Source organism: Neptunomonas japonica JAMM 1380, assembly GCF_016592555.1.
GTDB lineage: Bacteria > Pseudomonadota > Gammaproteobacteria > Pseudomonadales > Balneatricaceae > Neptunomonas > Neptunomonas japonica_A.
In genome coordinates this window covers 256,065-273,721 of the sequence record NZ_AP014546.1, presented here as the reverse complement: position 1 = coordinate 273,721, position 17,657 = coordinate 256,065, and the positions used below count along the sequence as shown (strand labels likewise).

Genomic DNA, 17,657 nt, shown 5'->3' with positions numbered 1-17,657 from the left:
GATACTATAGAAGTCTCCAAACAAAGACTTATATTTAATAAGTCTTTTCGAGGTTGCTCATACCTCCTTACAATTACAGCCTACAGAAAACCGATTCGTTTTAATGGATTCACTTTATCGGGTATTCGTTTACTTACCACCTGGGCTGCCTTCTTAATAGGGCCTATTAAAGGGAATGCAGGCAAAGGAAGTCTTGGTAAGTGCTGTGCTATTTCTTTTAATGCAGAGGGTTGCTCTAACTCACTTTCTGTTAGTGATTCAGTGATAAGGCGCTTAATCGGCACTATATTATTCGCCAAACGAAGCGTTGCCTTTCTTGCTAATTTAGCGGCAACACTCTCATGCGTGAACAAGCCCACTACAATATTTGTTCCATGATAGAGCACACGAGAGATACGCATATGAGCTGACTCATAAGCTTTAAGCACATTTTCGCTACCAATATCCCCACCTTCCGTTATTGCACTTTCAATCGCTTTAGCCAACGTTGCCTGACCACGCAGCCCCAAATTAAAGCCGTGCGCAGTGACCGGGTGCATACCTACTGCGGCATCACCGATTAAGGCAAATCGTCTGGCGACAAATTGGTTAGCATGAACAGCAACCAAAGGATAAACATGGCGCTTACCCAACAAGGTCATTTCACCGAGCATACCTTGAAGCTGCGTCTCAATATTGTCGTTAAAATCCTCTTCACTCATTTCAGCATACTGTTGTGCATCACGACTGTTGACTGTAATCACAACAGATGAACGATTTCCTTGCATTGGCAGCACAGCCGTTGTCCGTCCATAATGAAAACATTCTAGCGCCGTTTGCTGGTGTGAGCGACTGTGTTCCATACGACAAACAATAGCGGTACGCGAGAAGTCTTTTAGGGTTGCTGAAACCCCCATTTTTCTTCGCATTTCAGAAAAGCGAGTATCTGCTGCCGCAATCAAACTAGCAGTTATAACCTTGCCAGAGGTCAAGGTTACATAGCCACGTCCGGCATCAGTTGAAACATTTTCTACGACACTTTCAGTACGAATTTCAATATTTTTTGGCTGGAAACCACTTCGTAAAATGCTTTGCGAATCAGGTGGTTTGGCACTAAATACCCCAACGCCTCAAGATCAGCACTGTCACGATCAAAATCAAGGCTATAGCTGGACTCTCCATCGAAAACTTTAGCGCCTTCAATAGGAGACCCCCCCCTTCTGGTAAGCGCTGCCATGCCCCAGATTCTTTCATCAAATTGACTGACAAGTGCGTTAAAGCAATCTCGCGACCGTCTTCAGGTGGCTCGGCGAGAGTTGTTTGTGATGAGCGCTCTAATATGAGTACTTTTAAGGGCAGCCCCCCTAACGAGCGAGCAAAGCTTAAACCAGCTGGACCGGCGCCTATAATCAGAATATCAAAATGCTCATTCACAATACTGCACTCCACTACAAGCCACTATAAAATTAGACTCTCAATCCTACACATCCTGTGTACTTTTTCTGCGACATAAGTCAATGAAAGCAATCGGTCAAGCGAGTGCTGTGTTTTCAACTCGTTTATTGACAGATAGCAATGAATAACGCACCCTCCATTGCTACGCAAATAGGAGGATGTTTTTATGACTAAACAAGGCAGCACAGGTAATGTAATAGCCGCTTTGTGCAACATTTTTATTCCAGGGCTGGGGCATTTAGTACAAGGACGTTTGCTTGCTGCATTCTTCTTTTTTGTTAGCACCGCGGTAGGTTACGCCATGTATTTTTTGATTTTCCCTGCCATCATTGCTGCGATCATCCATCTAATTAGCATCATCAGTGCTGCACGCTATAAGCCTCAACAATAATACTATGGCTTGTGTAGTAACGTTCATGTTAAACATTACACAAGCCACATTAGCTTTCTTTACCCAGCTACTCTAAAACTCAAATAGTATCCAATGTCAGCTCTTCAAAACGCTTAAGCTCACCACCAAATTCTTTTGCAAATGCTTCAGCACTTTCTTTGGTTTTAAAACTCCCTAAAGTTGGCCCCATAGCCCCTTTTTTCGTCGAGCCAATCACGAACCATGCTTCACGCCCATCAATGTAAGTCTCTTCACTTGGTTCATCCCACGGGTTTACAGCCATGTCATGAACAAACACTGATTGAATGTTGTGTTTGTGCTCAGGGTCAAGTGCGTAAGCAAACATGTCACGGGTGGAACAAAACTTCATGTTTTTCTTAATACCGCGCTCATATACTTGCCCCTTAGGGCCTGGAAAACGTGTGATCAACATGCCACATAAATGACACTCTTCAGCACTTTCAAGCGCCATCGCCTTCTGCGCCATCACTTTCGCAGTTGAATCTTCATTGCATCCTGTTAAGCCTATGACAGCAATCAACAGAACTGCGATAGACAAACGCATACGGACAAAAGTATTCACAATGCTCTCCTATTAAATAACGCCAGTGCCAGCGAAACGGGCACTGCCAGCCAAACTAGCAAACTCACTAACAGTGCAGTTGTAGATAAACGCACATGCTCAGCGATTGCCATCAAACCACTGAGCTGCTGATCAGCAAAGTAAGTGATATTGACCAAACGAAAAATATCAGTTGGATTCAACAGTAATAAATACGGGAAAAGCTCGGCATCAACATCGCCTTGAGTACCGACCAATAAACCAAGAAGCCCCAAGTCAAAAACCAGTACAAACAAAAACCAGACAATTAACGCTAAGCCTGCCGCTTTAGATTTTTCGGTCACGCTAACACTAATGACATAAGCGAAAGCGATAAAAATCCAACCCAACAAGACAGCAGACAAAATAAACAAGCCAAAAGGAACCGCCAACTCCGACCAACTAATATCAGGCGCAAACAGCCCCATGATCAAAGCAGCTGAACCAAAGCCCACTAAAGTAGAAAATGCCATAATGACACCATGGCCTAGCATTTTTCCACACAATAACTGCCAGCGTGATAACGGATAAGTGAGCAACAATAGTAAAGTGCCACTTTCATCCTCTCCTACAATACCGTCGTAAGCCAACATCAATGCTATCAATGGAATGATGAACACCGCTAAACTAGCTAAGCTAACTATGGTTGTAGATAACGATGTAAATCCTACCTGCCCTGCAGCAGCTGATCCAAAATAAGCGAGACCGGTAGCCATCACTGCGAATATTATTGCAATGGAAAGCACCCAGCGGTTACGTAGACCATCGCGAAACTCTTTTGCGGCAACCGTTACTATGGGGTTCATAAAACACCCTCCATCTCATGGCCTACACAGGTGCGTGTATAGTGGGTATAAAGATCTTCAAGTGAAGGTAAATGTAGATCAATATCCGTCACCCCGGCTTGCGCTAGCATATACTGCATAACAGGCATTTTCTCCTGTAAAGAGAGATGCATACTGACGCCATCTTCCAAAACTGTTACGCGTGATTGAATACTCTCAGGAATCTGTAACCCAGCCCCTTTCACATTCAATACCAAAGGTAGCTCTGCTTGTTGGCGCAAGTCATTAAGACTACCTTGAGCAAGCACCTTACCTTTTCCCATAATCATGGCACGATCAATATACTTCTCCACACCAGGTAGCACGTGCGAGCACAACACAACCGTACAACCCTGTTCCTTCAGCTCTGCAATACGGTGATAAAAATCCTGTGTTGCCAAAGGATCAAGCCCTACTGTGGGCTCATCCAATAACAATAGCTTTGGGCTTCCTAATAACGCCTGAGCTAAACCTAGGCGTTGGCGCATCCCTTTTGAATAGGTTTTAACCCGCCTACCCGATGCGGCCTTCAAACCTACTTGATCAAGTAATCGATGGCATTCAGATATTTGAATACCTTTTAGGCGAGCAAAGTAACGTAGCACCTCTAAGCCTGTTAGTTGATCATAAAAGCTGACATTTTCCTGAAGAAAACCTAACTGCTGGCGCTCTCTGCGTGATTCCGAAAATGTAGGGTCTTGTCCAAAAACACGTACGGAACCCGCACTGGCTTTAATCAACCCAAGAATCAATTTGATGGTCGTAGTTTTGCCCGCGCCGTTATGGCCAAACAGCCCCAGAATTTCACCTTCTTGTAATGCTAGATCCAACGGTTCTAACGCCTTTACACTCTGGTAGCGTTTCTCTACGCCTATTAACTCAACTATGTTTGTCATCTACTTTTTCCATCACGGCAGTATCACTAACTGCTGAAGGCAATAACTTTTTGGGTAAGCTCATCAAAGGGTGAGTATCAACAACGCCCTGTGCTTTAAGCACGGGAAACTGCCTTTGCACCCAACGAATAGTTTCTACTGCTGGGCTGTTCAATAACACCTTCGCTGCAGGGAACTTCCACAACAGCCGATCAACACCGTCTGTTGGTTCATATTGTGTATCACCGATGCCATCGGCATCCATATCCCATCCGAGGTAGTCACTCCAATAATTACCTACCCCTTCGTGAGACCAATTCTGTGGACGGGTAGCCACATATTTGACTTGTTCTTTATTATTGATAAAAGCATTACGGGTAAAAATGTTATCTTCAGAACCTGCGGTCAGGTGGACGCCCATATCACTCTCTACAAAAAAGTTACCACGGATTTTGTTAAATAAAGAGTTATAAATAAACAGGGCTTTACCTTCTGTCATGGAAGGAGCTCCTTCTCCAAATCGGTTGTTTTGAACACCAGATACCCTGTTATTTTCTATTGTTGACTGGGTAATAAAGTTCATCAAAATACCGTAATTCGAATCGTTTTCTGAAATATTATCGGTAACCGTCAGAAACTTAGATTGCATTAACGCATACCCTGTACGGGTATTAACAGTGCGGTTACCCGAGACAAGGTTGTGATACGAATACATATAATGCACGCCATACCGTAAGTCGTGCAGGTAGTTACCTACTAGCTCATTGCCATTGCTGGTATCAATATAAATGCCATCACGGGTATGCCATACCTCATTAGCTTCCACACGTGCCTTACCTACATTAAACAGGTGGATACCGTTACCACGATCTTGCGAACGAACATTGAGGTTACCCTCTATACGGTTCGCTTTAATAAGTACTTCTTGAGCACCATCTACCCAGATGCCAAAGGTATCGCCAAGAAAGTAGTTATTCAAAATCTGTGTGTTGCTTGCTTTTTTCTCAACAAAAATTCCGGAGTCCATATCCGTTAAATCGTCTCCCCAGTTTGTTATCTCAAGCGTTTCAATACGCACATCAGGCGTTTCAATCACCAAGGTATGACCCTTGCCATTGCCATCAATGACGGCACCGGGCATTCCCGTAAGGGTAAGACGCTTATTAACCGTAAAATTACCGATATAACGGCCAGCATTAAGAATCAGTTGATCCCCTGCTTGCGACATGTCTATAGCAGACTGAAGTTCGTCAGATGGGCTAACCGTTCGTATTTGCGCACTGACAAACGTCGCAAAACAGAGCGATACCAGCATCACAGCAATACAGTTGCGTAGTAACTTCATTTTGTTACTCCCATCACAATAGATAAAACAACAAAAGCCAGACGTTAAACGACTGGCTTCTGTTGATATAGCAGGAAAATCAGATTTTCCTAGCGGTTGTACTAAGCTTTTTCAACCAACATACGGCCACGCATTTCCATATGAAGTGCATGACAGAACCAGTTGCAGTAGTACCAATGTACACCAACATCATTCGCCATAAAGGTAACGGATGCTGTTTGCTGCGGGCTAATCTCCATTTGCACGCCGTGGTTTACCATACAGAAACCATGCGATACATCTTCGATTTGATCTAGGTTAGTAATGACAACCGTCACTTCATCACCTTGCTTCACAGTGAACTGATCCATACCGTAACTTGGCGCTACTGATGTCATGTAAACGCGAACTTTATTACCATCACGTATAACTTTGTTATCAGTTTCAAGCGTCACACCATCCTTCTTAGCCATATCAACGGTCATAGCGAAAGTAGGATCTTTACGGTCATACAGCTTACGAGTTTTCACTTTAGAGCGGTGAACCATCATACAGTCATGCGGTTCAGCAAAAGCAGGGCCGTCGTGAATCAATACCATTTCATCACCGGAGATATCGATCAGCTGATCGTTCTCAGGGTGTAACGGGCCACATGGCAAGAAACGGTCTTTGGAGAATTTCTGCAAAGACACCAGATATTGACCATCCGCATCACGGGTTTCACCCATTGTTGTATGGTTATGCCCTGGCTGATAATGCACATCCAACTTCTGCACGATGTAGTTAACTTTTTCACCGTTATAAGCAGCAATTGCTTTGTCGATATTCCACTTACAGATCTGGCTATCGATAAACAACGTAGTAAAGGCGTTACCTTTACCATCAAACGCGGTATGCAATGGCCCAAGTCCTAACTCAACTTCAGCAACAACCGTATCACGCGGTTTTATGTCATCAGCAAACAACGCATCAAACTTATCTAACTGGAAGACAGTAACAGTTGGCGATAACTTACCGTTCGCTACTGCGTACTTACCACCCGGCGCTGTGTTGATACCATGCGGGTTTTTAGCAACGGGAACATAGCGAGTTAGCTCAGACCCTTTACGGCCATCCAATACTGGTACTTTAGAATCACCTAGCGTCTCGAACTTACCTGCTTTTACTGCCGCTTCGATACGCTCGATGTTAAAGATAACTAAGTGGTCACGCTCATTACGCATAGAGCCAGCTAGATCAATTGCACCTTCAGAGTTGTAACACGTAGAGAACGCATACTTACCGGTGTAATCAGCATCAGTATTATCTAGGTTACCGTCGACAATAATCTGCCAATCAACTTCCATAGTCTCAGCGTTTAAGCCGTTGAACATGGTGTAGTAGCCTTCAATATCATCCATATTCGTGCCGTCATTTGGGTGCGGCATACGGAATTCAGCGTTAGCAAAGACATACTTGGTAAACGGTGCTTTCTGTACACGTAAGCCATGAATTGCTTGGCAGTTAGGTACAGTAGTGATTTTATCCGTTTTCATGATATCACCGCGGATACGAGCAACACGTGTGTTGGCCTTATCGTTGATAAACAGATACTTACCATCATAGTGCCCGTCGGTCATGGACATATGAGGATGGTGACAGTCACCGTTCAGTGGTGCATTTTCACCGAGTACAGCTTTAGACTCATTAGTAATACCCCAGCCAGTAGCACTATCAACGTTAAACACGGGGATACGCATTAGCTCACGCATAGAAGGCAAACCTAACACACGTACTTCACCCTGATGGCCGCCACTCCAAAAACCGTAGTATGTATCAAGCTCACCAGGCCCTACTGTGTGCTTAGAGCCTGAGGAAGCATTAGCAACCGAAGGCATCATTGCTGAACCAAAACCCACACCAGCAGCGCCTACCAAAGCAGCCGATCCACCTAGGAAAAGACGGCGGCTTAGCTTTACATGCTCACTTGCATGACGGTCTTCAGTATCAATCGCTGGTAGATCTTTATCTTTAGGATCAATCATTTATCTTCTCCGAAACAATTATTTTTCGATGTTTATTAATTCACAGATCAGTTTTTCACTGGATCAGTAATGTCTATACTCGGTATCTGGTTTTCAGCTAGCACTGCTTTATTAGCTTTACGGGCCTTACGTTTTTTAACCACTAATGGGGGGCACTTATCCGTGCTGTGATAAGTCATTTGGCAATCCAAACAGTGGTGGCATTCGTTAGCGTTGATAGTGCCGTCAGGGTGAATCGCCTGAATCTCACATTCGTTTGCACATAGTTTGCAAGGTTGGCCACACTCCTTACGGCGATACAGCCAATCAAACAGTCTCAGACGTGATGGAATGGCCAACGCAGCACCCAGAGGGCAGATATAACGGCAGTACACTTTGCGGGTAAATATAGAAACAAACAGTAAAACACCCGCATAGAGAACGTAGCCCCACTCACGCTGGAATTTCAGCATAATCGATGTTTTGAAAGGCTCTATTTCTGCATAACGTTCTGCTTCACTCAGGGACTCAAGCGACACAGCAAACAACAGCAGCAAGATAATGTATTTAATGGCCCATAGACGCTCATGAACAGCAAAGGGAAGCTCGTACTGTTTGATTTTTACAGCACGTGCTATCTCGTTAATCAGCTCCTGTAATGCACCAAACGGGCACAACCAGCCGCAAAATATTCCGCGTCCCCAGAGCACCAACGTCATGGCGACAAAGCCCCAAAGAATAAACAGCATCGGATCGAGTAAAAATATATCCCACTGAAACTTGCCCATGGCAGCATGAACAAACGTAAAGACGTTAACGATTGATAGCTGACCTAGCGTGTACCACCCGATAAAGAATACGGTATAAGTCAGGAATACATGGCGAATATTGCGTAGCAAGCGAGGGTAGCGAACCAACCAATCCTGCAAGAAAATGATGATGGTAAGTAACACTAAGCTGATGCTTAGCACGGTAATTTGAAATACTTTACCTTCCCAAACAGACACCCATAACGGTTTAGGCTCTTCTTCAACAACAGGCTCAGGACGGGTTATATACTCTTCTGGTGTCATATAATCACCGAAAAAGCTCGTAAACACGCTATCTAATGCTCCCACTTGGCGACGCACTAATAACTCAACCTGCCAAGGCGTTCCTATATCAAACTCATATTGTGCGCGCACAATGAACAGCGCCATTTCAGAAAAACCTGGAAAGCCTTCAATAAAGACGTCATTCAAGCGGTAGAAATCAGAGTCATGAAAACTAATAACTTTATCGAGTTGCTGCACCTGAAAGCGATCAAAAATCCCACCACGTACATAGCCATTACCTTTGAAGGAATAACGCCCTTCACCCATAACAGCAATCACTTGATCACCGGGCTTAATCTCACCCATCAACCATTTGTATTCACTATCACCTAACAAGTTTCGGCCAATGGTCGGAATGTTCACAGGCGCATAAAAAAGATCGATAAAAGGCTCTTGTTGGTGCTGTCCTTTACCTGCAATATTTTTTTCAGCCGCCGTGCCTTTGAATGCTTTGTTAATATCACCGCGCGTTAACGACAAATGACGAATGGAACCATCACCGGTGAGCGTCACCCAATCAGACTTTGTGAATACGTCTGTTTTAACTGTAGAAGGAGGGATTTTTGCTTGTTCTGACATCCCCAATAGCCCAAGCTGCTGCGCCACTTTTCGGGCAGCACGCATAACGGTCTCATTAACAACCATCACGGTTACGGTCGCCCCAGAGATAGCATCCAAGCTAATCACATCACTATTATTTGCCGCGCCTACTTTAACCCGGTCAGTTAGCTTCAGAGGCAAATATTGGGCAGCAAAATCAAATAACGTGTGCTCAGGAATCCCTACTAACAGGATAGGTTCATGATGCTCAAGCACTGTGGATAACTTAAAGTTTCCTTCAGTATCAATCGCTACCAACATTTCCACAGGTTTACCTGAATAGGCGGCAATACTAACGACATCATCAGATTCAAAAGCATAACCCAATACCTTCTCACCCTGGGTCACTGTACGGATTATTGCAGTACCATCTGGAATCTGAGCCTTATCGCTGATGTCAGTTGCATCAGGAAATGCAGCTCGAATTAACTCCAGCTGCTGCTCTTGTGATACCGGAACCATGCCATATGCAGTAGCAGCCGTTATAACAAAAGCCACCAATGTAACAATCCATCGCTTTATATATCTGTTCATCGAACGTCCTAACCCGTTAATCTGCACACAAGTAGTGCGACATAATGACGCAGGTTATAGAAGCGCCGCACAAAGGGACTTGACGTAAATCAAGACCTAAATACATAAGAAAATCCTAATTTAATGCAAAGAGTCACGTTTTAAAGAATGCTATTTTTTTAACTCCAATGGGCTACACTGCTGGTATGAAAAACAAAGATAGTGTCGGTAATGGCATACATCCAACAAATGATTTGGACGAACTCAATACCGCTTCTGAAATGAATTCTGTTTTAGAAGCGTTGGAAGACCTCATATCAATCGTTGATCACAACTACCGCTATGTTGCTGTAAGTTATGGATATTCCTTGTTTTTTGGAATGCAGGCCAAAGATATTATTGGCAAGAGTGCTGCGGAACTTCACGGACAAGAAATATTTAGAAAAATTCTAAAACCCAACCTTGATTTGGCGCTAGCAGGGGAAGAAGTGAACCTCCAATTTTGGAGGCATAACCAATGCGGAGAGCTACGATTTATTGATAGCCGCCATACACTTTATACGGGAAAACTAGTCTCGGGTAAGGGCATAGCAGTGGTCGCCAGGGACATCACCGTTCTAAAACAGACCCAAGCGGCGCTGGAAAAAGAAAAATACTTATTAAGTACCATCATTGACGCGATTCCTGATTTCATCTTCGTCAAAGATAAGCTAGGCGTTTATCAACGCTGTAACAAAAGCTTTGAGGCTTTACTTGATACACCGTCAGATAAGATCATTGGGAAAACTGACAACGACCTGATGTCCGAGCCCTCCGCAGCATACGTAAAGGCAAGAGATACAGAAGTAAAAAGCAGCGGCCAAGAACTCAGGTGTGATGAACCCGTTACTTATAATGATGGGCAACGACGCTTAGTCGATATGTTAAAGCTCCCACTACTCAATGATACCGGTGATGTAGAAGGCATTATGGGTATCGGACATGATGTCACGCGAGAACGAGAGATCGAACACAAGTTACAGCTAGCCGCTCTTGTTTTTGAAACCACATCAGATTGCTGTTTTATTTTATCGAATGAAGGTGAAATATTGTCAGCAAACCTCGCCGCAAAAGAGCGTTTCCCTAAAGTGACCAATGGCAAGCGCTTATTAATTACCGAACTTTTTTACTGCTCTAATGTTCCACCCACACTAGAAAAAATTATCCGTTCAGAATTAAGCTGGCATGGCGAAATCACCTCGCAAGACCAAGCACCATTTCTGGCAACCTTAAATGCTGTTTTGGATAATGATCAACAAGTCGAAAAATTCGTTATCATTCTAAGAGACAATCGCTTACATAAAGCACGCGAAAGAGAACTACTAACTCAAGCCTATCACGACCACCTTACAGGGCTGCCTAACCGCCTTCTCTTAAAAACCAAACTGGAAAGCGCCATTATTCGCGCAGAAAGACAACGCCGGCAAATAGCGGTACTTTTTATTGATCTAGACAATTTCAAACCAGTAAACGATCTACATGGTCACTTTGAAGGCGACAATATACTGATCGCCGTCGCAAAAAGACTGCAAGGTAGCATGCGTAAAGTTGATACCTTATCAAGAATGGGAGGGGATGAATTTATAGCGTTAATAGATATTGCAGATAACAGCCAAGCTCAGGTTGTGGCAGAGAAACTAATGCGCTGCATAGAGCAGCCTTTCGTTCTTAAAGATATGGACATAAACCTTTCAGCTAGCATTGGCATTAGCATTTTTCCCTCAGACTCGAGAATAGCCGAGCAGCTATTACAAAATGCTGATGAGGCGATGTATCACGCCAAAAACACCCCTTTACGCTCTTTCAGTTTTTTCGCGGATATCCCTAAACTCGAATAATTTCAGAAGACGCTAGTATTTAGACAAATAACGAGCAAACGAACGGGTAAAATATTCTGCACCTTGATAAAGAGCAAGAACATACTTAGGCCAACCCTATAGCTTGACCACTTCATCACCCACTGTAACAACTCCTCCTTGAGTAATCTTGGCACAAATACCACCGTGACCAAGCATCGCCGCTACGCCACCTTGACCCAGTGCTTGCTCCATACGTAAACACGGGTGGCATTGAGCTGTTGCTTCAAACTCTACTTCGCCAATACGAAACCGCTGATGGCGAAGCGCTGTTAGGTTAATACCGGACACCACCAAATTACGGCGCAATAAACGGGGATCAATAAACTTAAGCCCCAGCAACTTGGCCACTACTTCAATGTGTTCACGGTTGATCAAGGTAACCTGTCGCGCTGAACCCGGAGCCCCATTGCACCTTCGGTCTCCAGCAAGACCCATTTCAGCAATAGCCTCAACTTGCGATACCTCTTGCATATCCATCTTTCGCTCAGGGCGCAGGCCAATCCAGCCCAAACGCCCCGGCTTAATATTCTGGAGGTGGCGACTTAATAAACGACCAACTGTATTGACACTCACAAGGTTACGCTTTAACAAATTTGATAGAGATAGAATTCACACAATGACGAGTATTTTTATCTGTCATCTGCTCGCCTTCAAAAACATGTCCTAAATGCCCATCACAATTAGCACACACGATCTCTGTACGGCGACCATCTGCATCAGAAACTCGCTTCACAGCCCCTTTAATTTCATCATCAAAACTAGGCCAGCCACATCCAGAAGAAAACTTATCAGCCGAACGATAGAGCGCTGCATTACACTGCTTGCATACAAACTTACCGATTTCAGAAAAGTCATTATACTCTCCTGTAAAAGGCCTTTCGGTTCCTTTGTGTAAGATCACCCGCTGCTCTTCTGCATCAAGTGGATTCAACGGCATACCTTCTGAAGTACTCATAAGCAAAGCTCCTATTCATCAACTAATAGAGCGCTTGTTGCTCCATCTGCTTAAGAGCATACCCTATGTTTATTCAGCTGTATTTACTCTTTACCCAGCAGCCTAAACCCACCGTAATTCCAAAATGTACGCAAACCAACCTGCATTCAACTTAGCATGGACTTTAACTTCAATCTTAATATCTCCACAACCAATATTAGAAGGATTAGGCAGATTAGCTGAACCACTGGCTGAACAGGGGAAACTCGCCTTGCAATGTGTAACATTAACGTAAACATTGGGCAGATAATGTCCATAAGGTACTTTGAATCAGCACGCGGAGTAGCCCCCTATTTCCCTTCAGTACGTAGCTTTATAGTCACCTAGGACAAGTGGCAGGTCTGACAGTTTTCACTAGATGCTCTCCTTTGGTTTTGCTTTACGCAAAAACCCGCAAGATACATATCAAGCACTAACTATCTAATTTTAAAGACATAAGAAGAAATAGTACCGAAAGTCGAGCGTGACACCTCTAAGAACTATTGAGTCTGTACCGTAACTCAAATGAATTGACTGCAGCAAAACGATTAAAGCCCACTATAATACGTATATCCCCTTAATGGAGTCGAAAATGCCCCCTAGAATTGCCTATAACTCTAAAGATGCGGTTTCATCAATTAAGGATAATGAAGCTATCTGGACGCATAACATGGCAGCAACGCCCACTGTTTTGCTTAAAGGTTTAGCTCAACATGCTTTGTCGTGCCGTAATTTAACATTATTACAGCTGCATACAGAGGGTGATGGCGCAGCATTAATGGTAGCTCCGCAACTACGCGGCCACCTTCGCTGTCGTTGTTATTTTGTCAGTACAGTCACACGCAAGGCTGTTCAAAACGGTGATGCAGATTATGTCCCTATCTTGTTAGCAGAAGTGCCAAAACTGATTCGTAGTGGAGAACAACGGATAGACACGGCAATTATTCAGGTTAGCCCACCCGATCAGCATGGTAACTGCTCACTGGGCGTCTCAGTTGAGGCTACTCATGCTGCATTAGAGAAAGCCGGTAAAATCATTGCTCATATAAACCCTAAAATGCCACGCACACACGGGGATGGCCTCATCCCTTACAAGAACTTCCACACTGTGTACGAAGAGTCAGCACCGATAAGCTGTCACGCACCCGCCACGCAAAACGACGTTTATAACGCAATCGGCCAAAATGTAGCGGCGCTTGTACAAGACCGTGACTGTATTCAAACAGGTATCGGAGCCATTCCTGACGCCGTACTTGCCTGCTTAGGTGACAGACAAGACTTGGGCGTTCATACCGAGATGTTTTCAGACGGTATTCTTCCACTCGTTGAAAAAGGAGTGATCACCGGCGCTTATAAAAAAATCATCCAGGAAAAATTGTTACTAGTTTTGTCATAGGAAGCCAGAAGCTTTATGACTTTGTAGACGATAATCCTAGTGTGCAATTCTTAGATACCGAATATGTGAACGACATGCGAAGCATTCAGCGCAACCCTCAAGCGATGTCGATCAATAGCGCAATTCAGGTCGATTTAACCGGCCAGGTTTGTGCAGATTCAATGGGGAGCAAAATTTTCTCTGGATTCGGCGGACAGATTGACTTTGTCCGTGGTGCATCGCTGTCTAAAGATGGACGTGGCGTAATTGCCTTACCTTCAACCGCTGCTGGCGGAAGCATCTCGCGTATCACTACTACCCTTAGTGATGGTGCTGGGGTGGTAACAACTCGTGCTCATGTGCACTACATTGCTACTGAGTACGGAGTCGTCAGCTTACGGGGCCGCAGCTTGCGTGAACGCACACGAGACTTAATCGAGATTGCACACCCCGACTTCCGAGAAGAATTAAACAGGGAAGCCTTTGAAAAATTGTGCCTGAGCCTCAACTAAATAATCAAGAAAGAGATTTTCAGATGCTCCGGCTACAATATAAAACTATCACTGACATGTTAACGAAGAAGATATAAAAAGAAGTGGTGCCGGCACCAAGAGTCGAACTCGGGACCTACTGATTACAAGTCAGTTGCTCTACCAGCTGAGCTATACCGGCACTGTGACCATATTGTGAGCATTAGCCACAATATAAAAGTGGTGCGCCAGGAGGGAGTCGAACCCCCGACCAATAGGATCGGAACCTACTACTCTATCCAACTGAGCTACTGGCGCAAGAAACCATGAAGATTTCAAGGCGATAATAATACGGGGGTATTAGCCTTTTGCCAAGAACTTAGATCGATTCGTGGCTTTTTATATCAACCATTTAGGACTTATTAGCACCTTCTAGCACCTTCATTTTTATATATTTACTATTTCTTCATTAAACCCACCAAGCCTAAATCTTCCCCCGTACACACCAACAGATAACGTTATGCACCTCTCTATATCGGCTAAAACCATATAAAACCACAAATTAAAGTCGATTAAAGCTTGATATAAGCCATAAGGTGCAGAGAAACCCCATTTTCGTGAAGACCTTTTGCCGGTATAATTCTGACCAAATTAATTATCTTGATGCTTTAGCTATTGCATCTACCGTAACTGTAATGAGGTCACCACTGTGAAATTGACTGCTAAAATTGCTTCTGTTCTAAGTATTCTGGGTTTAAGCGTTGCGCTATCAACTTCGGTTGGTGCTAATACTTCTGATGAAAAAATTGCTGAACGTATCAAGCCTCTTGGTAATGTATGTGTAGAAGGTGATGATTCTTGTGGTGGCGCAGTAGTTGCGGCAGCAGCAGGTGGCGCACGTTCTGGCGAAGACGTTTATAAGGCGAGCTGTGCAGCGTGTCATGCAATTGGTGTTGCTGGTGCTCCTAAATACGGCACTAGCGACTGGACTGACCGCGGCGCGAAAGGTATCGATGCTCTATTGAAAACGGCTATTAGCGGTATCAATGCAATGCCTCCACGTGGCACGTGTGCAGCATGCTCTGATGATGAGCTACAGGCAGCTGTTCAGCATATGATGGACAGCGCTCAATAAGTATTCCCTGTAAATAAAAAAGGCTGCTTTTGCAGCCTTTTTTATTTCTGTTATTTACAGTCAGAAGCACACTTACAAATCATCAAACATATTTCGTAGGCTGTTTAAGGTAGCGCGCCCTCGTTGCTTATTAACTTCTGGGTTTTTCTCGCCGTTGCCTTCTATTTCTAAATCTTCTTGCGGCAATTCATCTAAAAAGCGGCTCGGTGCACAGTCTAATAACTCACCAAACTGTTTACGTTGTCTTGCTAAAGTAATGGTTAAGGTACGTTTTGCTCGCGTAACGCCTACGTAAGCCAAACGTCGTTCCTCTTCAATATCCCCATTTTCTATGCTGTTACGATGAGGTAATAACTCTTCCTCCATTCCCATCAAGAAGACATGCGGAAACTCCAAACCTTTAGAGGCATGCAATGTCATTAACTGCACTTTATTGGAGTCATCTTCCTCTTCCTGGCGATCTAACATATCCATCAAGATGATACGGGCAATCGTTTCTTCGATACCTGCTTCAGGGTCATCTTCTTGTAAGCGCTCTAACGTGCTTTTCAACGAATCGATCAGAAAAAACACATTTTGCATGCGTGTTTCAGCCACTTTATCACTGGATGCGTTTTGCCTTAGCCAACCTTCGTAGTCAATATCGTAAACTAAGTCCTTAATGGCTTGAATAGGATCAGACTCATAGCATTGACGATATTTTTCATGCAACCAACGCGTAAACTGCCTTAGTTTTTCGACTGCCGCCGCCGGAAGGACTTGCTCTAGCCCTATTTCATCACACGCATCAAAAAGGCTTACCTGTCGCTCAGAGGCATACTCGCCTAGCTTTTTGAGTGTACTGGGGCCAATTTCTCGGCGAGGGAGGTTAATGATTCGCAGAAAAGCATTGTCGTTATCTCGATTTACCAGCACCTTCAAGTAGCACATTAAGTCCTTGATCTCTGCGCGAGCAAAGAAGGATGTACCACCCGATAATTTATAGGGAACCTGAAAAGCTTGAAGCTTTATTTCTAATAGACGCGCTTGGTAGTTGCCACGATAGAGGATGGCAAAATCGCTAAAGGGTGTATGTTTACGCAAATGCTGATCAAGAATCTCAGTGGCGATACGTTCACATTCAGCATCCTCATTACGAGTGTGGATAACTCGAATAGGATCACCCGGGCCCATTTCACTCCACAAGGTTTTTTGAAATACATGCGGGTTATTAGCAATTAACGTATTCGCCGCCTTTAGGATACGGCTGGTAGAGCGATAGTTTTGCTCAAGTTTCACCACTTTAAGGCTGGGGAAGTCGACTTGTAATTGCTCAAGGTTTTCTGGCCTTGCTCCACGCCATGCATAGATCGACTGGTCATCATCCCCTACTACCGTCAAGGCACCGCGATGCCCAACTAGCTGGCGCACCATGCGATACTGGCAGAGGTTGGTATCCTGATACTCATCCACTAACAAATAACGGATACGGTTTTGCCAACGCTCAAGAACATCAGGGTGCTCATCAAAGAGTTTAACGGGTATTTGTATTAGGTCATCAAAATCCACAGCATTGTAAGCGCTTAAATAGCTGTTATAAGATTCATAAGCACGCGCTGCCAGAATCTCTTGTGGCCCGACCGCTTGAGCTTCTGCTGTCTCAGGACTTACCATCTCATTCTTCCAGTTTGAGATCATATTTCTGACAAAGTCTACCTGGTCGCTATCTTCATCATTATGCAGCATCAAATCTTTGAGGAGCGCTTTACTATCTTGATCATCGAACAGAGAAAAACCCGACTTTAACCCTAGACGTTTATGCTCTTTACGAATGATATTCATACCTAAATTATGAAATGTAGATACAGTCAGGCCCTTACCTTTACCTTGCAGAATCTGCCCTACCCGTTCTTTCATCTCACGCGAAGCTTTATTGGTAAACGTTACCGCAGCAATATGCTTAGATTCAACGCCACACTGCTCTACAAGATAAGCAATTTTTCGTGTAATCACGCTGGTTTTTCCTGATCCTGCACCAGCAAGAACAAGCAAAGGACCACTGATAAATTTTACAGCTTCGTTTTGCCTAGGGTTTAATTTACTCATTTAACTATAAAGCCAGCAAACGTTTGATAATTAATCATTAAATTCTCATAATGCTAGTAACA

At 44.1% G+C, this 17,657-nt stretch carries 16 protein-coding genes, 2 tRNA genes and 1 pseudogene; 5 read left to right on the top strand and 14 right to left on the bottom strand.

What is annotated here, in order from left to right; all coding sequences use genetic code 11:
- Positions 1 to 80 precede the first annotated feature (80 nt).
- From NEJAP_RS01230 to NEJAP_RS19325, 3 genes and pseudogenes are all read right to left on the bottom strand, one after another.
- A complete protein-coding gene (locus tag NEJAP_RS01230) occupies positions 81 to 1,031 on the bottom strand; it encodes an FAD-dependent monooxygenase (RefSeq protein ID WP_236591161.1) in 951 nt (316 codons plus the stop codon).
- Positions 1,010 to 1,216 (bottom strand): hypothetical protein, encoded by a 207-nt coding sequence (locus NEJAP_RS19330; RefSeq protein ID WP_236591162.1) that lies wholly within the window; start codon positions 1,214 to 1,216, stop codon positions 1,010 to 1,012. Before NEJAP_RS19330 ends, NEJAP_RS01230 begins: the two co-directional genes overlap by 22 nt.
- 41 nt (positions 1,217 to 1,257) lie before the next feature.
- Positions 1,258 to 1,413, bottom strand: a pseudogene (locus NEJAP_RS19325) (FAD-dependent oxidoreductase); the annotation flags it as partial.
- 187 nt (positions 1,414 to 1,600) lie between these two features.
- On the opposite strand from NEJAP_RS19325, the gene NEJAP_RS01225 reads away from it, so the two are divergent.
- Entirely contained in the window at positions 1,601 to 1,825 is a 225-nt protein-coding gene (locus NEJAP_RS01225) for a hypothetical protein (RefSeq protein WP_201348923.1), read from the top strand.
- Between the two features lie 79 nt (positions 1,826 to 1,904).
- Here the strand turns inward: NEJAP_RS01225 and NEJAP_RS01220 are convergent, their stop codons facing one another.
- The 6 genes from NEJAP_RS01220 to nosR all read right to left on the bottom strand — a co-directional run bounded on the left by NEJAP_RS01220 (position 1,905) and on the right by nosR (position 9,680).
- Positions 1,905 to 2,408, bottom strand: coding sequence for a nitrous oxide reductase accessory protein NosL (locus NEJAP_RS01220; protein WP_236591019.1), 504 nt, complete (start codon positions 2,406 to 2,408; stop codon positions 1,905 to 1,907).
- On the bottom strand, positions 2,405 to 3,232 hold the full coding sequence (locus tag NEJAP_RS01215; protein ID WP_201348922.1) for an ABC transporter permease subunit: 828 nt from the start codon (positions 3,230 to 3,232) through the stop codon (positions 2,405 to 2,407). Before NEJAP_RS01215 ends, NEJAP_RS01220 begins: the two co-directional genes overlap by 4 nt.
- Positions 3,229 to 4,146 carry an ABC transporter ATP-binding protein gene (locus NEJAP_RS01210; protein ID WP_201348921.1) on the bottom strand — a complete coding sequence of 306 codons (918 nt, stop codon included), beginning with the start codon at positions 4,144 to 4,146 and terminating at the stop codon, positions 3,229 to 3,231. Before NEJAP_RS01210 ends, NEJAP_RS01215 begins: the two co-directional genes overlap by 4 nt.
- Positions 4,130 to 5,470 carry a nitrous oxide reductase family maturation protein NosD gene (locus tag NEJAP_RS01205; protein ID WP_201348920.1) on the bottom strand — a complete coding sequence of 447 codons (1,341 nt, stop codon included), beginning with the start codon at positions 5,468 to 5,470 and terminating at the stop codon, positions 4,130 to 4,132. Before NEJAP_RS01205 ends, NEJAP_RS01210 begins: the two co-directional genes overlap by 17 nt.
- A 101-nt stretch (positions 5,471 to 5,571) precedes the next feature.
- A complete protein-coding gene (gene nosZ / locus NEJAP_RS01200) occupies positions 5,572 to 7,473 on the bottom strand; it encodes a TAT-dependent nitrous-oxide reductase (protein WP_201348919.1) in 1,902 nt (633 codons plus the stop codon).
- A 47-nt stretch (positions 7,474 to 7,520) separates the two neighbouring features.
- The gene (nosR, locus tag NEJAP_RS01195; RefSeq protein WP_201348918.1) at positions 7,521 to 9,680 is read right to left on the bottom strand and encodes a transcriptional regulator NosR; all 2,160 of its coding nucleotides are present in this window, start codon (positions 9,678 to 9,680) and stop codon (positions 7,521 to 7,523) included.
- A gap of 185 nt (positions 9,681 to 9,865) precedes the next feature.
- Between nosR and NEJAP_RS01190 the strand changes: the two genes are divergently transcribed.
- Positions 9,866 to 11,536 carry a bifunctional diguanylate cyclase/phosphodiesterase gene (locus NEJAP_RS01190; RefSeq protein ID WP_201348917.1) on the top strand — a complete coding sequence of 557 codons (1,671 nt, stop codon included), beginning with the start codon at positions 9,866 to 9,868 and terminating at the stop codon, positions 11,534 to 11,536.
- 96 nt (positions 11,537 to 11,632) lie between these two features.
- Here the strand turns inward: NEJAP_RS01190 and NEJAP_RS01185 are convergent, their stop codons facing one another.
- On the bottom strand, positions 11,633 to 12,130 hold the full coding sequence (locus NEJAP_RS01185; RefSeq protein WP_236591018.1) for an MOSC domain-containing protein: 498 nt from the start codon (positions 12,128 to 12,130) through the stop codon (positions 11,633 to 11,635).
- Positions 12,131 to 12,134: 4 nt separating this feature from the next.
- Complete coding sequence (locus NEJAP_RS01180; RefSeq protein ID WP_236591017.1) at positions 12,135 to 12,512, bottom strand: methionine-R-sulfoxide reductase; 378 nt, start codon at positions 12,510 to 12,512, stop codon at positions 12,135 to 12,137.
- Positions 12,513 to 13,122: 610 nt separating this feature from the next.
- Here NEJAP_RS01180 and NEJAP_RS01175 point away from each other — a divergent pair.
- Together NEJAP_RS01175 and NEJAP_RS01170 are read left to right on the top strand one after the other, a co-directional pair.
- Positions 13,123 to 13,926 carry an acetyl-CoA hydrolase/transferase family protein gene (locus NEJAP_RS01175; protein ID WP_201348916.1) on the top strand — a complete coding sequence of 268 codons (804 nt, stop codon included), beginning with the start codon at positions 13,123 to 13,125 and terminating at the stop codon, positions 13,924 to 13,926.
- A gap of 41 nt (positions 13,927 to 13,967) precedes the next feature.
- On the top strand, positions 13,968 to 14,417 hold the full coding sequence (locus tag NEJAP_RS01170; protein WP_236591016.1) for an acetyl-CoA hydrolase/transferase C-terminal domain-containing protein: 450 nt from the start codon (positions 13,968 to 13,970) through the stop codon (positions 14,415 to 14,417).
- Between the two features lie 84 nt (positions 14,418 to 14,501).
- Here the strand turns inward: NEJAP_RS01170 and NEJAP_RS01165 are convergent.
- Together NEJAP_RS01165 and NEJAP_RS01160 are read right to left on the bottom strand one after the other, a co-directional pair.
- Positions 14,502 to 14,577 (bottom strand) — tRNA-Thr (locus tag NEJAP_RS01165).
- 39 nt (positions 14,578 to 14,616) lie between these two features.
- Positions 14,617 to 14,693, bottom strand: a tRNA-Arg gene (locus NEJAP_RS01160).
- 391 nt (positions 14,694 to 15,084) lie between these two features.
- Here NEJAP_RS01160 and NEJAP_RS01155 point away from each other — a divergent pair.
- The gene (locus tag NEJAP_RS01155; protein WP_329610926.1) at positions 15,085 to 15,510 is read left to right on the top strand and encodes a c-type cytochrome; all 426 of its coding nucleotides are present in this window, start codon (positions 15,085 to 15,087) and stop codon (positions 15,508 to 15,510) included.
- 72 nt (positions 15,511 to 15,582) lie between these two features.
- Here NEJAP_RS01155 and rep read toward each other — a convergent pair whose 3' ends face one another.
- On the bottom strand, positions 15,583 to 17,595 hold the full coding sequence (gene rep, locus NEJAP_RS01150; RefSeq protein WP_201348915.1) for a DNA helicase Rep: 2,013 nt from the start codon (positions 17,593 to 17,595) through the stop codon (positions 15,583 to 15,585).
- Positions 17,596 to 17,657: the final 62 nt, after the last annotated feature.

Coding starts and splice junctions, on each gene's coding strand:
- NEJAP_RS19330 (WP_236591162.1), bottom strand. CDS start 1,216: ATGGCAGCGCTTACCAGAAGGGGGGGGTCTCCTATTGAAGGCGCTAAA.
- NEJAP_RS01225 (WP_201348923.1), top strand. CDS start 1,601: ATGACTAAACAAGGCAGCACAGGTAATGTAATAGCCGCTTTGTGCAAC.
- NEJAP_RS01215 (WP_201348922.1), bottom strand. CDS start 3,232: ATGAACCCCATAGTAACGGTTGCCGCAAAAGAGTTTCGCGATGGTCTA.
- NEJAP_RS01210 (WP_201348921.1), bottom strand. CDS start 4,146: ATGACAAACATAGTTGAGTTAATAGGCGTAGAGAAACGCTACCAGAGT.
- NEJAP_RS01205 (WP_201348920.1), bottom strand. CDS start 5,470: ATGAAGTTACTACGCAACTGTATTGCTGTGATGCTGGTATCGCTCTGT.
- nosZ (WP_201348919.1), bottom strand. CDS start 7,473: ATGATTGATCCTAAAGATAAAGATCTACCAGCGATTGATACTGAAGAC.
- nosR (WP_201348918.1), bottom strand. CDS start 9,680: ATGAACAGATATATAAAGCGATGGATTGTTACATTGGTGGCTTTTGTT.
- NEJAP_RS01190 (WP_201348917.1), top strand. CDS start 9,866: ATGAAAAACAAAGATAGTGTCGGTAATGGCATACATCCAACAAATGAT.
- NEJAP_RS01180 (WP_236591017.1), bottom strand. CDS start 12,512: ATGAGTACTTCAGAAGGTATGCCGTTGAATCCACTTGATGCAGAAGAG.
- NEJAP_RS01175 (WP_201348916.1), top strand. CDS start 13,123: ATGCCCCCTAGAATTGCCTATAACTCTAAAGATGCGGTTTCATCAATT.
- rep (WP_201348915.1), bottom strand. CDS start 17,595: ATGAGTAAATTAAACCCTAGGCAAAACGAAGCTGTAAAATTTATCAGT.